13 protein-coding genes, 1 pseudogene and 1 riboswitch are annotated in these 11,590 nt (G+C 68.4%); of the genes and pseudogenes, 5 read left to right on the top strand and 9 right to left on the bottom strand.

Annotation, left to right across the window (positions count from 1 at the left end):
- The first annotated feature begins 64 nt into the window (after window positions 1-64).
- Window positions 65-451: a DUF1090 domain-containing protein gene (locus tag M8R19_RS18410; RefSeq protein WP_249918533.1), complete on the top strand. Its 387-nt coding sequence runs from the start codon at window positions 65-67 to the stop codon at window positions 449-451.
- An 88-nt stretch (window positions 452-539) separates the two neighbouring features.
- Here the strand turns inward: M8R19_RS18410 and M8R19_RS18405 are convergent.
- The 4 genes and pseudogenes from M8R19_RS18405 to M8R19_RS18390 form a co-directional block, all read right to left on the bottom strand.
- Window positions 540-608, bottom strand: a pseudogene (locus M8R19_RS18405) (hypothetical protein); the annotation flags it as partial.
- A 186-nt stretch (window positions 609-794) separates the two neighbouring features.
- Window positions 795-1,253: a c-type cytochrome gene (locus M8R19_RS18400; RefSeq protein ID WP_074985423.1), complete on the bottom strand. Its 459-nt coding sequence runs from the start codon at window positions 1,251-1,253 to the stop codon at window positions 795-797.
- Window positions 1,254-1,384: 131 nt separating this feature from the next.
- Entirely contained in the window at window positions 1,385-1,771 is a 387-nt protein-coding gene (locus M8R19_RS18395) for an MAPEG family protein (protein ID WP_249918532.1), read from the bottom strand.
- A gap of 119 nt (window positions 1,772-1,890) precedes the next feature.
- Window positions 1,891-2,721, bottom strand: a complete 831-nt coding sequence (locus tag M8R19_RS18390; protein WP_074985427.1) for an EamA family transporter — start codon at window positions 2,719-2,721, stop codon at window positions 1,891-1,893.
- A 154-nt stretch (window positions 2,722-2,875) separates the two neighbouring features.
- On the opposite strand from M8R19_RS18390, the gene M8R19_RS18385 reads away from it, so the two are divergent.
- A complete protein-coding gene (locus M8R19_RS18385; RefSeq protein WP_009613681.1) occupies window positions 2,876-3,490 on the top strand; it encodes a LemA family protein in 615 nt (204 codons plus the stop codon).
- Window positions 3,491-3,492: 2 nt separating this feature from the next.
- Complete coding sequence (locus M8R19_RS18380) at window positions 3,493-4,380, top strand: TPM domain-containing protein (RefSeq protein WP_249918531.1); 888 nt, start codon at window positions 3,493-3,495, stop codon at window positions 4,378-4,380.
- 3 nt (window positions 4,381-4,383) lie between these two features.
- Here the strand turns inward: M8R19_RS18380 and M8R19_RS18375 are convergent, their stop codons facing one another.
- From M8R19_RS18375 to M8R19_RS18355, 5 genes are all read right to left on the bottom strand, one after another.
- On the bottom strand, window positions 4,384-5,160 hold the full coding sequence (locus M8R19_RS18375; protein WP_043313159.1) for an ABC transporter ATP-binding protein: 777 nt from the start codon (window positions 5,158-5,160) through the stop codon (window positions 4,384-4,386).
- Window positions 5,160-5,966: an ABC transporter permease gene (locus M8R19_RS18370; RefSeq protein ID WP_009613685.1), complete on the bottom strand. Its 807-nt coding sequence runs from the start codon at window positions 5,964-5,966 to the stop codon at window positions 5,160-5,162. The genes M8R19_RS18375 and M8R19_RS18370 overlap by 1 nt, the downstream gene beginning before the upstream one ends.
- 60 nt (window positions 5,967-6,026) lie before the next feature.
- Window positions 6,027-7,034, bottom strand: coding sequence for an ABC transporter substrate-binding protein (locus tag M8R19_RS18365; protein WP_249918530.1), 1,008 nt, complete (start codon window positions 7,032-7,034; stop codon window positions 6,027-6,029).
- Window positions 7,035-7,174: 140 nt separating this feature from the next.
- Complete coding sequence (locus tag M8R19_RS18360; protein ID WP_074985434.1) at window positions 7,175-7,582, bottom strand: acyl-CoA thioesterase; 408 nt, start codon at window positions 7,580-7,582, stop codon at window positions 7,175-7,177.
- A gap of 116 nt (window positions 7,583-7,698) precedes the next feature.
- Window positions 7,699-8,607 (bottom strand): LysR family transcriptional regulator, encoded by a 909-nt coding sequence (locus tag M8R19_RS18355; protein WP_249918529.1) that lies wholly within the window; start codon window positions 8,605-8,607, stop codon window positions 7,699-7,701.
- A 214-nt stretch (window positions 8,608-8,821) separates the two neighbouring features.
- On the opposite strand from M8R19_RS18355, the gene M8R19_RS18350 reads away from it, so the two are divergent.
- Together M8R19_RS18350 and M8R19_RS18345 are read left to right on the top strand one after the other, a co-directional pair.
- Window positions 8,822-10,003 (top strand): acyl-CoA dehydrogenase, encoded by a 1,182-nt coding sequence (locus tag M8R19_RS18350; protein WP_009613692.1) that lies wholly within the window; start codon window positions 8,822-8,824, stop codon window positions 10,001-10,003.
- A 90-nt stretch (window positions 10,004-10,093) separates the two neighbouring features.
- Entirely contained in the window at window positions 10,094-11,317 is a 1,224-nt protein-coding gene (locus M8R19_RS18345; protein WP_249918528.1) for a CaiB/BaiF CoA transferase family protein, read from the top strand.
- 149 nt (window positions 11,318-11,466) lie between these two features.
- Window positions 11,467-11,570: riboswitch (S-adenosyl-L-homocysteine riboswitch) on the top strand.
- Window positions 11,571-11,590: the final 20 nt, after the last annotated feature.

The raw sequence follows: 11,590 nt of genomic DNA, 5'->3' as shown, positions 1-11,590 counted from the left end.
GCGCTTAATGGCAAACTCTAGACGTTCGTCATCGATATCTCTTTTGGTAACGCAGGACCCGAGAATGTTCCGATCCATTACCCTCAGCCTCGCCGCACTGCTCTGCACCGGCGCCTTCGCCGCGCAACCCGAGCAGCCCCTGAGCGGCTGCGCCGCCAAGCAGGCGGCCATCGCCGGCAAGCTGGAAGAAGCCCGCGCCCGCGGCGACAAGGGCGCCATCGCCGGTCTGGAAACCGCCCTGGAAAAGGCCCGCACCTACTGCACCGACGGCGACCTGACGCAAAAGCGCACCCAGCGCGTGCTGGACGCCGAGCGCGAAGTCAGCCAGCGCGAAAGCGACCTGCGCAAGGCCATGAACAAGGGCGACGCGGAGAAGATCGAGAAGCGCAAGGACAAGCTGGCCGAGGCCCGCGCGGAGCTGGAGCAGGCGAAGCGGGAGTTGGAGGAGTGAGAGCAGGGCTGGTTGCCTGGCTGGCTACCTGTAGGAGCGCGCCCTGCGCGCGAATCGCGGGCAGGGCCCGCTCCTACGGGGGTGTGCCTTAATCGCGTGGGGCGTAGGCGAAGACGTCAGCGCGCATCGGGTGGGCGTCCATGCCGGCGGCCACCAGTCCCGTAGGATGGGTTGAGCCCCTGCGAAACCCATGCGGTTGCGCTGATGGGTATCGCTTCGCTCAACGCCATCCTACGAGAAGCCGCGCCGGCCTAGACCGTAGGAGCGGAGCTTCTCCGCGATAGCCGTCATCTCCGGCGCGATTCGCGGATGAGATCCGCTCCTACAAAAAGCGGAGCGCCCGTCAAAGCGCCCGGAATTTCTTGTGGCAAGCCTCGCAGGCATCTTCCACCGCGGCCAGGTCCTTGCGCACGCCATCGGTGGTCGGGGTGGCCTGGCGGGTGTTGGCCTCCAGCGCGGCGGCGGCCTGCTGGAAGGTCTTGGCGTCGGCCTGGAATTCCAGTTGGCGCTGCCACAGCTCGTCCCTGGCGCGGCTGTCGCCGCCCTCGTCGGTCGGCTTGCTGGTGGGGAAGTACTGCCAGGGCTGGCTGGCCAGCTCGTTGAGCTTGACCGAGTCGGCGCGGAATTTCTCGGCGTCGAAGACGACGCGGCCGCGCAGCATGCCACCCATGTCCTCGCTGGCATGCAGCATCTGCTTGAAGATCGCCTGGCGCTTGGCCAGCGGGGAATTCGGATCGAGACGGTGGCAACCGGCCAGGGCGGCACCGGCCAACAGCAGGACGAGCAGGGTCTTCAGCTTCATGAGCGGACTCTTGTAGGACAGGCCAGACACGGGAGCGGCGGATTATCCGCCGCTGCCCGGCATTGATCCAGAGCCCGCGCGCCCGCCTGCGGCCATCCGCCGCAGCGATGCGCGAACCGTTCAGCTGCGGTTCAGGCGGAGACCACAAAGAAGGCAGCGATCAGCGCCATGCCGACGAACCACACCAGCGAACGCAGCAGCGCCAGGTCGGCGAGGTAGAAGATCAGGTAGAGCAGGCGGCTGGTGAGCCAGGCGATGGCCAGGGTATCGAGGGTCGCCGGCTCGGCATTGCCCACCACGTAAGCCACCAGCACGGCGATGGCGAAGGCCGGGGTGACCTCGAAGCTGTTCAGTTGGAAGGCGTTGGCGCGCTTGCGGTAGCCCTCCAGGCCGGCCAGGAAGGTGCGCGGGTCGTGGTTCTGCCGGGGGCCGAAGCCGCCGCCGGTGAACTTGGCGATGCTGGTGCCCAGGTAGGGCAGGAAGAATGCGATCAGGATGCACCAGAAGGCGATGGGCATGAACGGAGGTCTCGTCGGCTGGGAAGGTGGCAGGTTGCCGCCAAGCATAGGCGAACGTCAGTGGCCGGCGGGCGGATGCGTGCGCCAAAGCGGCCAATCTCGCGGCCTGTTCGCCAATTTCAGAGCTTCATTACCAGCATCCCCGCCAACACCAGGCTGCAGGCCAACAGGCGCGGCAGGCCGAAGGGCTCCTTGAGGAAGCGCATGCCGAACAGCACCACCAGCACCACGCTGGTCTCGCGCAGCGCCGCGGCCTCGGCCACCGAGCCCAGCTGCATGGCCCAGAGCACCAGGCCGTAGCTGGCCATCACGCAGATGCCGACGCTCAGGCCGAGCTTCCACTGCGTCTGCCAGAAACGCGCGAAGGCGCGGGTGCGAGCGCTCAGGGCGAGCAGCGGGAAGGGCACGCCGGAGAGCAGCGTCAGCCACACCAGGTAGTCCAGCGGCTGTGGCCAGCGCTTCAGCGCGTGGCCGTCGGTCCAGGTGTAGCTGCCGATGCACAGGCCCATCAGCAGCACCACGGGGAAGGCGATCCAGGGCAGCCGCGAACCGCCGCCGCCCTTGAGCAGGAACAGCATGCCCAGCGGGATCAGCAGGATGCCGAGGACCTGCCGGTCGCTGAGCTGCTCGCCACCCACCAGCAGCGTCAGCGCCAGCACCACCAGCGGCGACAGGCCGCGCATCAGCGGGTAGACCAGACCGAGGTCGCCGACCTTGTAGGCCTGGATCAGCAACACCCGGTAGACCAGCTGCAGGGCCACGGCGCTGCCCAGCCAGGGCCAGACCTCGGCCGGCGGCAGGCTGATCCAGGGCAGCAGGGCGAGGGCCACGAGCAGGCCGACGAGGTCCATGCAGGCCACCACCAGCAGGCGGTCGGCGCTGAATTTGACGAGGGTGTTCCAGGCCGCGTGGAGCACGGCGGCGAGCAGCACCAGGGCGGTGGCGAACAAGGCGGGGCTTCCTGGTATAGACCAGTTGCGATTCTAGCGCCTCGCCCCCCATGCCCGGCAAGCCTCGGAAAGGCCTGAAGTGCGTATACAGCTCCGCACCGAGGGGCATGACTGGTCTAGACTGGGGGTTTCGCGATCGCCAGAGTCCCCTGCCATGCCCCGAATGCTCAAGTTCCTGTGCTGCTACGTCCTCGTCTCCCTGCTCACCGGCTGCGGCTACAACGCCATGCAGGCCGGCGACGAGCAGGTCAAGGCGGCCTGGTCCGAAGTGCTCAACCAGTACCAGCGGCGCGCCGACCTGGTGCCCAACCTGGTCAACACCGTGAAGGGCTACGCCGCCCACGAGGCCGCCGTGCTCACCCAGGTCACCGAGGCCCGGGCCAGGGTCGGCAGCACCACCCTCAACGCCGACCAGCTCGGCGACGCGGCGGCCATGCAGCGCTTCCAGCAGGCCCAGGGCGAACTCAGCTCGGCGCTCTCGCGGCTGCTGGTGGTCACCGAGAATTATCCACAGCTCAAGGCCGACGGCCTGTTCAAGGACCTGCTGACGCAGCTCGAAGGCACCGAGAACCGCATCACCGTGGCCCGCGGCCGCTACGTCAAGGCGGTGCAGGACTACAACGTGCTGATCCGCCAGTTCCCGCAGGTGATCACCGCGAAGATCTTCGGCTACCAGCCCAAGGCCAACTTCAGCGTGGAGAACGAGGCGGCCATCTCCACCGCGCCCAAGGTCGATTTCGGCACGCCGCAGCCGCAACCGGCGCAATGAGCATGCGCGCCTGGCTGCTGGCGCTGGCCCTGCTGTGCTGCGCGGGCCTGGCGCGGGCCGAGGTGGCCGTGCCGCAGCTGAGCGCGCGGGTCACCGACCTCACCGCCACCCTCGACGCCGAGCAGCGCGAGCGGCTGGAGCAGCAGTTGGCGGCGCTGGAGCAGCGCAAGGGCGCGCAACTGGCGGTGCTGATGATCCCCAGCACCGGCGAGGAGAGCATCGAGCAGTACGCGGTGCGCGCCTTCGAACAGTGGAAGCTGGGCCGCAAGGGCGTGGACGACGGCGTGCTGCTGGTGGTGGCCAAGGACGACCGCGCCCTGCGCATCGAGGTCGGCTACGGCCTGGAAGGCGCCGTCACCGACGTGCTGGCCGGGCGCATCATCCGCGAGCAGATAGTCCCGCACTTTCGCGAAGGCGATTTCGCCGGCGGCGTGCAGGCCGGGGTGGACAGCCTGGAGAAGCTGATCGACGGCGAGGCGCTGCCCGAACCCCAACAGGCCACCCAGGGCGACGACCTGGGCCTGCCGGCCGGCAGCCTGCTGCCGCTGTTCGCCCTGCTGGCCGGCGTGCCGCTGCTGGGGCGCCTGCTGCCGCTGCCGTTCATGCGCCAGCGCAGCTTCGGCCGCTACGTGATCTGCAGCATCGCGGTCGGCGTGCTGGCCGGCGTGCTCAGCCTGGTGCTGACCTTCAGCTTCGCCGCGCTGGTCAACAACGGCGTCAACGCCTTCGTCTTCGCCCTCATCGCCTACCCCTTCTTCCTGCTGCCGGCCGGCGTCTTCCGCGGCGGCGGCGGTTTCGGCGGGGGCGGCTTCGGTGGCCGGGGTGGCGGTGGAGGCTTCGGCGGTGGCGGCGGTTCCAGCGGCGGCGGCGGGGCCTCCGGCCGCTGGTGAGCCTCAGAGCACCGCGGCGCCGGCCTCTTCCTCGCGGATCGAGCGCAGCACCTGGCGCTGCAGCTCGATGAACTCGGCGCTGCCGGCCATCTCCTCGCGGCGCGGGCGCGGCAGGCCCACGTCGAAGGTGGTCTTGATCCGCCCCGGGCCCAGGCCCATGACCACGATGCGGTCGGACAGGTAGACCGCCTCCTCGACGTCGTGGGTGACGAACATCACCGTCAGCCGGTGCGTCTCCCAGATACGCGTGAGCAGCTCCTGCATCTGGTGGCGGGTCATGGCGTCCAGGGCGCCGAAGGGCTCGTCCATCAGCAGGATCTTCGGCCGGTAGGACAGCGCCCGGGCGATCGCCACGCGCTGCTTCATGCCGCCGGACAGCTCGGTGGGATAGGCGTCGGCGAACTTCTCCAGCTTCACCAGCTGCAGGTGCTCGGCGGCGATCTCGCGGCACTCGGCGCGCGAGCGGCCGGCGGCCTTGAGGGCGAATTCGACGTTCTGCCGCGCGGTCAGCCAGGGCAGCAGGGTGTAGGCCTGGAACACCACGCCGCGGTCCAGGCCGGGGCCGGCGATGGGCACGCCGTCGACCTTGACGCTGCCGCTGTCGAAGTCCTCCAGCCCCGCGGCGATGGACAGCAGGGTGCTCTTGCCGCAGCCGGAGGTGCCGACGATGGAGACGAACTCGTTGTCCGCCAGGGTCAGGTCGATGTTGCGCAGCACCTCGCGGCGCTCTCTGCCGACCGCGAAGCTCTTGTTCAGGCCGGAAATCTCCAGGGTCGCCATCAGCCGCGCCTCCGGTTGTAGCGGAACAGGACGCGCTCGGCGGCGCGCATGGCCTGGTCGGTGACCAGCCCCAGCAGGCCGAGCAGCAGGATGTAGCCGATGATGGTGTCGGTCTGGAAGAAGCGCTGCGACACCACGATGCGGTAGCCCAGGCCCGAGGTGGCGGCCACCAGCTCGGCCAGCACCAGCCAGGTCCAGGCCCAGCCCAGGCTGATGCGCAGGGCGTCCCAGATGCCCGGCAGGGCGCTGGGCAGGACGATCTTCAGGAGGATGCGCCTATCCGGCATGCCCAGGGTCCGGCCGAGGCCGACGAAGTCCGGCGGCACGCGCTTGATGGCGTCCATCACCATCAGCACCTGCTGGAAGAAGGTGCCGATCCAGATGATGAGGAATTTCTGGAAGTCGCTGGTGCCGGCCCAGAGGATGCTCAGCGGCACGAAGGCCACCACCGGCATGTAGCGCACGAAGTCCACCAGCGGTTCGGTGGCGGCCTTCCAGAAGCCGTAGCAGCCGGCGAACACGCCGATGACGATGGACATCGCCGAGGAAATCGCGAAGGCCACCAGGATGCGGTAGACGCTGACCTTCAGGTCGGCCCAGAGGGTGCCGTCGGCGGCCAGCCTGAGCATGCGCGCCCAGACGTCGCCGGGCGCCGGCAGGAAGATCTTCGGCACCGCGCCGCTGGCGCCGGCCGCCCACCAGGCCAGGGCCAGCAGGACGAATACGCCGCCGCCGATCAGCAGCAGGTGGGTGCGCGCCAGCGGCTTGCCGATGACGAACAGCGGGGAGGGTTTACGGGCGTTCATTCTGGGCTCGGGGTAGCGAGTGGAACGCGCACCGGCCCTGTGGCCGGCGCGCGGGGTGCGTCACAGCGCCTCGGCGAAGCGCGCGTCGACGGCCTGTTCCGGGGTCACCGGCTGCTGGATGATGCCGGCTTCGCTGGCGGCCTTCTGGATGTGCGCGAAGGAGTCCTTGACGAAGGCGCCCTTCAGCTCGGTCTTGTTCTCGTCCAGGGAATAGAAGCGCACGCCGTCGAAGGCGCTCGCAAGCTCCGCCGGCTCGGCGCCGACGCCCTTGGCGATGGCCGCGCGGCCTTCGGCGGTGTGGGCCTGGTAGTGCTTCAGGCCGGCTTCCCAGCTCTTGAGCAGGGCCAGCACCTGGCCGGGGCGCTGCTTGAGCACCTCGTCGCGGACCACGAACACGTCGCTGATGATGCCCGGGTCGTCCGAGCCCTTGTACAGCAGGTTCACTTTCGGGTTCTGCTGCCTGGCGGCGCTCAGGTAGGGCTCGTAGGTCACCGCCGCCGGCACCTGGCCTGCGATCAGCGCGGAACCGGCGTTGGCCGCCGGCATCGGCACCGGCTGCACGTCGGCCAGGCTCAGGCCGGCCTTGCGCAGGGCGCTGTGCAGGAGGATGTCGCTGGTGGTGCCCTCTTCATAGGCGACCTGCTTGCCCTTGAGGTCCTTCAGCGTCTTGATCGAGGGGTCGACGATCAGCGCGTCGGCGCTGGTGCTCTGGTCCAGCAGCAGGACGATCTTCACCGGCAGGCCGGCGGCGACCATGGCCATGGCGGTGTGGGTGGCGAGGTTGCCGCCGTCGATCTGGCCGCTGGCCAGGGCGGCATTCATGTCCTTGTCTTCGGTGAAGTTGACCAGCTCGACCTTGTCCAGGCCGTTGGCCTTGAAGGCCCCGGCCTGTTCGGCGACGTACCACTGGCCGTAGCCCAGCCAGGGCTGCATGCCCATCTTGAAGGTGCCGGCCTCGGGCTTGAGGTCGGCCTTGGGCTCGGCGGCCTGGGCGGCGCCGCCCAGCAGGATGGCGCAGCAGGTGGCTGCGACGAGGCGGCGCAGCGTGGATGCGATGGGCGCTTGCATGGTGTCTCCCCGGTCTTCTTCTGTGGTGGTACGACGGGGGAGCGCTGGCCCGCACCCGCCGTGGGCGGGCACAGGCTCACACGAAACCGCGCGGATGCAAAGCCTCCGGCGTCGCTGCGGGTCCGGAGGCAGGCCCCGGCTCAGGCCTCGTTGATGTCGTCGTCCTTGAACTGGTCCTTGATATAGGTGATCTCGGTCTTGCCGTGGGGCGCCGGCAGGCCGTCCGGTCCCATGTTGACGAAGACCATCTTGTCGATGGTGAGGATGCTCTTGCGGGTGATCTTGTTGCGCACGTGGCAGGTCAGGGTGATCGAGGTGCGGCCGAAGTCGGTGGCGGTGATGCCCATCTCGATGATGTCGCCGGTGCGCGCCGAGCTGACGAAGTTGATCTCGGAGATGAACTTGGTGACCACGCGCTGGTTGCCCAGCTGGACGATGGCGTAGATGGCCGCTTCTTCGTCTATCCACTTCAACAGGCTGCCGCCGAACAGCGAGCCGTTGGGGTTGAGGTCTTCGGGTTTTACCCATTTGCGGGTGTGGAAATTCATGGGAACTCCTTGCTGGTTGCGCCTCGTGAGCGCGATGCCTTGTCGGCAAGTTGACGGGTCGAGCCCCGCCGGCTGCGCAATTATCGCGCGGATCGCCGCTTCTCGCCCGGCCCGGATCAGCCCAGGCCGGCTTCCTCGCGGTAGATGCGCGCCTGTTCCACCAGCCAGTCGCGGAAGGCGCGGACGATGGCGGACTCCACCTTGCGCTCGGGAATCATCAGGTAATAGGCGTGTTCGCTCAAATAAGCATGTTGCATCGCCACGATCAGCCGGCCCTCGGCCAGCTCGCGCTGGATCAGCATCGGCGGGATCAGCGCCACGCCCATGCCGAGCATGGCCGCCTGGGCGAGCATGGAGAACAACTCGTAGCGGGTGCCGCTCATGTCGTGGGCGACGCTCATGCCCAGGGAGCCGAACCACTGGCGCCAGGCGTAGGGCCGGGTGGTCTGCTGCATCAGCGGCAGCGCGGCGATCTCTTCGGCGCCGAGGCTGGCGCGGCCTTCGAGCAGCTCGGGGCTGCACACCGGCACCGGGTTCTCGCGCATGAGGAAGTGCTTCACCGTGCCGGACCAGGCGCCGTCGCCGAAGTACAGCGCGCAGTCGAAGTCGGTGTCGGCGAAGAGGAAGGGCCGGGTGCGGTTGGTCAGGTTCACCGTGACTTCCGGGTACAGCCCCTTGAAGGCCTTGAGCCGCGGCAGCAGCCACTGGGTGGCGAAGGTCGGCACCACCGCCAGCTCGATGCTGCCGCCGCCCTGCTGACCCATCACCGCCAGGGTGTCGCGCTCCACCGCGTCCAGCCGCGCGGCGATGCGCCGGCTGTAGCCCAGCCCCGCCTCGGTGAGCTTGACGCCGCGCCGCGAACGGCGGAACAGCTCGACGCCGAGGAACGCTTCCAGCCCGGCGATCTGCCGGCAGATGGCGCTCTGCGTCAGCGACAGTTCCTCGGCGGCCTTGGTGAAGCTTTCATGGCGCGCCGCCGACTCGAAGCTGACCAGCGCCGCGGTGGTGGGGATCTTGCGCCGCATCGAATGCCTCTTGGGAATCTCGTGATCCGCGAAGCCCGGGAAACAGGCCATTCAAACATTCGTTTCATGGGACCCGGGCGATCACGGAGTGAGAAAATAGCACAACAGCGTGCGAATTAGTCGGTTGCCGCACCGGTCGGCGGCTGACTAGGATCGACCGCACTGCGTCCGCCTAAACTGGTCGGACACCCTGTCACTGCCCCGAGGTAACCCGATGGCCACCAAAGCAAGCTTCAACTGGGAAGACCCGCTGCTGCTGGATCAGCAACTCACCGAAGAAGAGCGCATGGTTCGCGACAGCGCCCAGCAGTTCGCCCAGGACAAGCTGGCCCCGCGCGTGCTGGAGGCCTTCCGCCATGAGCAGACCGACCCGGCGATCTTCCGCGAGATGGGCGAGACCGGCCTGCTCGGCGCGACCATCCCCGCCGAATACGGCGGCAGCGGCCTGAACTACGTGTGCTACGGCCTGATCGCCCGCGAGGTCGAGCGCGTCGACTCCGGCTACCGCTCGATGATGAGCGTGCAGTCGTCCCTGGTCATGGTGCCGATCTACGAGTTCGGCAACGAAGCCACCAAGCAGAAGTACCTGCCGAAACTGGCCAGCGGCGAATACATCGGCTGCTTCGGCCTGACCGAGCCGAACCACGGCTCCGACCCGGGCTCGATGATCACCCGCGCCAAGAAGGTCGACGGCGGCTACCGCCTGTCCGGCGCCAAGATGTGGATCACCAACAGCCCGATCGCCGACGTCTTCGTGGTCTGGGCCAAGGACGACGAAGGCCAGATCCGCGGCTTCGTCCTGGAGAAAGGCTGGGAAGGCCTGTCCGCCCCGGCCATCCACGGCAAGGTCGGCCTGCGCGCCTCCATCACCGGCGAGATCGTGATGGACAACGTGTTCGTCCCCGAAGAGAACGCCTTCCCCGAAGTGCGCGGCCTGCGCGGCCCGTTCACCTGCCTGAACTCGGCGCGCTACGGCATCTCCTGGGGCGCCCTGGGCGCCGCCGAGGCCTGCTGGCACACCGCCCGCCAGTACACCCTGGACCGCAAGCAGTTCGGCCGCCCGCTGGCCGCCAACCAGCTGATCCAGAAGAAACTGGCCGACATGCAGACCGAAATCACCCTGGCCCTGCAAGGCTGCCTGCGCCTGGGCCGGATGAAGGACGAAGGCACCGCTGCGGTGGAAATCACCTCGATCATGAAGCGCAACAGCTGCGGCAAGGCCCTGGACATCGCCCGCATGGCCCGCGACATGCTCGGCGGCAACGGCATCTCCGACGAGTTCGGCGTGGCCCGCCACCTGGTCAACCTGGAAGTGGTGAACACCTACGAGGGTACCCACGACGTCCACGCGCTGATCCTCGGCCGCGCGCAGACCGGCATCCAGGCCTTCTTCTAAAAAAGCGGCTTCAGGCGGCAGGCTTCAGGCGGCAGGCAAGAGCGCTCCGCCTGAAGCCTGCAGCCTGTGGCCTGCAGCCCAGGAGCTTCTATGTCCGGCGCCCTGTCCCATATCCGCGTTCTCGACCTTTCCCGCGTCCTGGCCGGCCCCTGGGCCGGGCAGATCCTCGCCGACCTCGGCGCCGAAGTGATCAAGATCGAACGCCCCGGCAGCGGCGACGACACCCGCGCCTGGGGCCCGCCGTTCCTCAAGGACGCCGAGGGCCGCGACACCAGCGAGGCGGCCTACTACCTGTCGGCCAACCGCAACAAGAAATCCCTCACCATCGACTTCACCCAGCCCGAAGGCCAGCACCTGGTGCGCGAGCTGGCGGCCAAGGCCGACATCGTGCTGGAGAACTTCAAGGTCGGCGGGCTGAAGAGCTACGGGCTGGACTACGAGTCGCTCAAGCAGCTCAACCCGAAGCTGATCTACTGCTCCATCACCGGCTTCGGCCAGACCGGCCCCTACGCCAAGCGCGCCGGCTACGACTTCATGATCCAGGGCCTGGGCGGCCTGATGAGCATCACCGGCCGTTCCGACAGCGAAGAAGGCGCGGGCCCGGTGAAGGTCGGCGTGGCGCTGACCGACATCCTCACCGGCCTGTATTCGTCCACCGCCATCCTCGCCGCCCTCGCCCACCGCGACGTCAGCGGCATCGGCCAGCACATCGACATGGCCCTGCTCGACGTGCAGGTGGCCTGCCTGGCCAACCAGACGCTGAACTACCTGACCACCGGCATCCCGCCGCGCCGGCTGGGCAACGCCCACCCGAACATCGTGCCCTACCAGGACTTCCCCACCGCCGACGGCGACATGATCCTCACCGTCGGCAACGACGGGCAGTTCCGCAAATTCTGCGAACTGGCCGGGCACCCGGAATGGGCCGACGACGAACGCTTCGCCAGCAACAAGGCGCGGGTCGCCCACCGCGACGTGCTGATCCCGCTGATCCGCCAGGCCACGGTGATGCGCACCACGGCCGAATGGATCACCGCGCTGGAGCAGGCCGGCGTGCCCTGCGGGCCGATCAACGACCTGGCCCAGGTGTTCGCCGACCCGCAGGTGATCGCTCGCGGCCTGCGTGTGGACCTGCCGCACCCGCTGGCCGGGACCGTGCCCCAGGTGGCCAGCCCGATCCGCCTGTCGCAGACCCCCGTCGAGTACCGCAACGCCCCGCCGACCCTCGGCCAGCACACCGAGCAGATCCTCGAGAACGTGCTCGGCCTGGACGCCGCCGCCATCGGCAAGCTGCGCGAGCAGGGCGTGATCTGAACCCGCGCGCCGCCGCGCCAGGGTATTCACGGCCCCTGGCGCGGCGCGGGCGGGCCCGGCGGACGACGGAAAACCTTTGGCTTGCCGCCCGGCATCGCTATAATCCGCAGGCTTCACCGGCCGGCTCCGCTCCGGCCGTTCCCGCCACCCGTTCCGAGGGGCGCTGCAGCAAGCCAAGGCTTGTCAGGCTCGGACGGGGCGCGTCCCGGTCGGCGTCCGCCGGCCGTTAACGCATCAACGGCGCCCATTCGCAGACAACGAATGGAGAGTTAC

It is taken from the genome of Pseudomonas sp. R3.Fl (assembly GCF_023516765.1).
GTDB lineage: Bacteria > Pseudomonadota > Gammaproteobacteria > Pseudomonadales > Pseudomonadaceae > Pseudomonas > Pseudomonas citronellolis.
Note: the sequence above shows the minus strand (reverse complement) of the source record. Positions and strands in the feature narration are given on the sequence as shown.

What these genes read in the sequence shown, in the direction of transcription:
- M8R19_RS18410 (WP_249918533.1), top strand. Translation starts at nt 65, where the DNA reads ATGTTCCGATCCATTACCCTCAGCCTCGCCGCACTGCTCTGCACCGGC.
- M8R19_RS18400 (WP_074985423.1), bottom strand. Translation starts at nt 1,253, where the DNA reads ATGAAGCTGAAGACCCTGCTCGTCCTGCTGTTGGCCGGTGCCGCCCTG.
- M8R19_RS18395 (WP_249918532.1), bottom strand. Translation starts at nt 1,771, where the DNA reads ATGCCCATCGCCTTCTGGTGCATCCTGATCGCATTCTTCCTGCCCTAC.
- M8R19_RS18385 (WP_009613681.1), top strand. Translation starts at nt 2,876, where the DNA reads ATGCCCCGAATGCTCAAGTTCCTGTGCTGCTACGTCCTCGTCTCCCTG.
- M8R19_RS18380 (WP_249918531.1), top strand. Translation starts at nt 3,493, where the DNA reads ATGCGCGCCTGGCTGCTGGCGCTGGCCCTGCTGTGCTGCGCGGGCCTG.
- M8R19_RS18375 (WP_043313159.1), bottom strand. Translation starts at nt 5,160, where the DNA reads ATGGCGACCCTGGAGATTTCCGGCCTGAACAAGAGCTTCGCGGTCGGC.
- M8R19_RS18370 (WP_009613685.1), bottom strand. Translation starts at nt 5,966, where the DNA reads ATGAACGCCCGTAAACCCTCCCCGCTGTTCGTCATCGGCAAGCCGCTG.
- M8R19_RS18365 (WP_249918530.1), bottom strand. Translation starts at nt 7,034, where the DNA reads ATGCAAGCGCCCATCGCATCCACGCTGCGCCGCCTCGTCGCAGCCACC.
- M8R19_RS18360 (WP_074985434.1), bottom strand. Translation starts at nt 7,582, where the DNA reads ATGAATTTCCACACCCGCAAATGGGTAAAACCCGAAGACCTCAACCCC.
- M8R19_RS18355 (WP_249918529.1), bottom strand. Translation starts at nt 8,607, where the DNA reads ATGCGGCGCAAGATCCCCACCACCGCGGCGCTGGTCAGCTTCGAGTCG.
- M8R19_RS18350 (WP_009613692.1), top strand. Translation starts at nt 8,822, where the DNA reads ATGGCCACCAAAGCAAGCTTCAACTGGGAAGACCCGCTGCTGCTGGAT.
- M8R19_RS18345 (WP_249918528.1), top strand. Translation starts at nt 10,094, where the DNA reads ATGTCCGGCGCCCTGTCCCATATCCGCGTTCTCGACCTTTCCCGCGTC.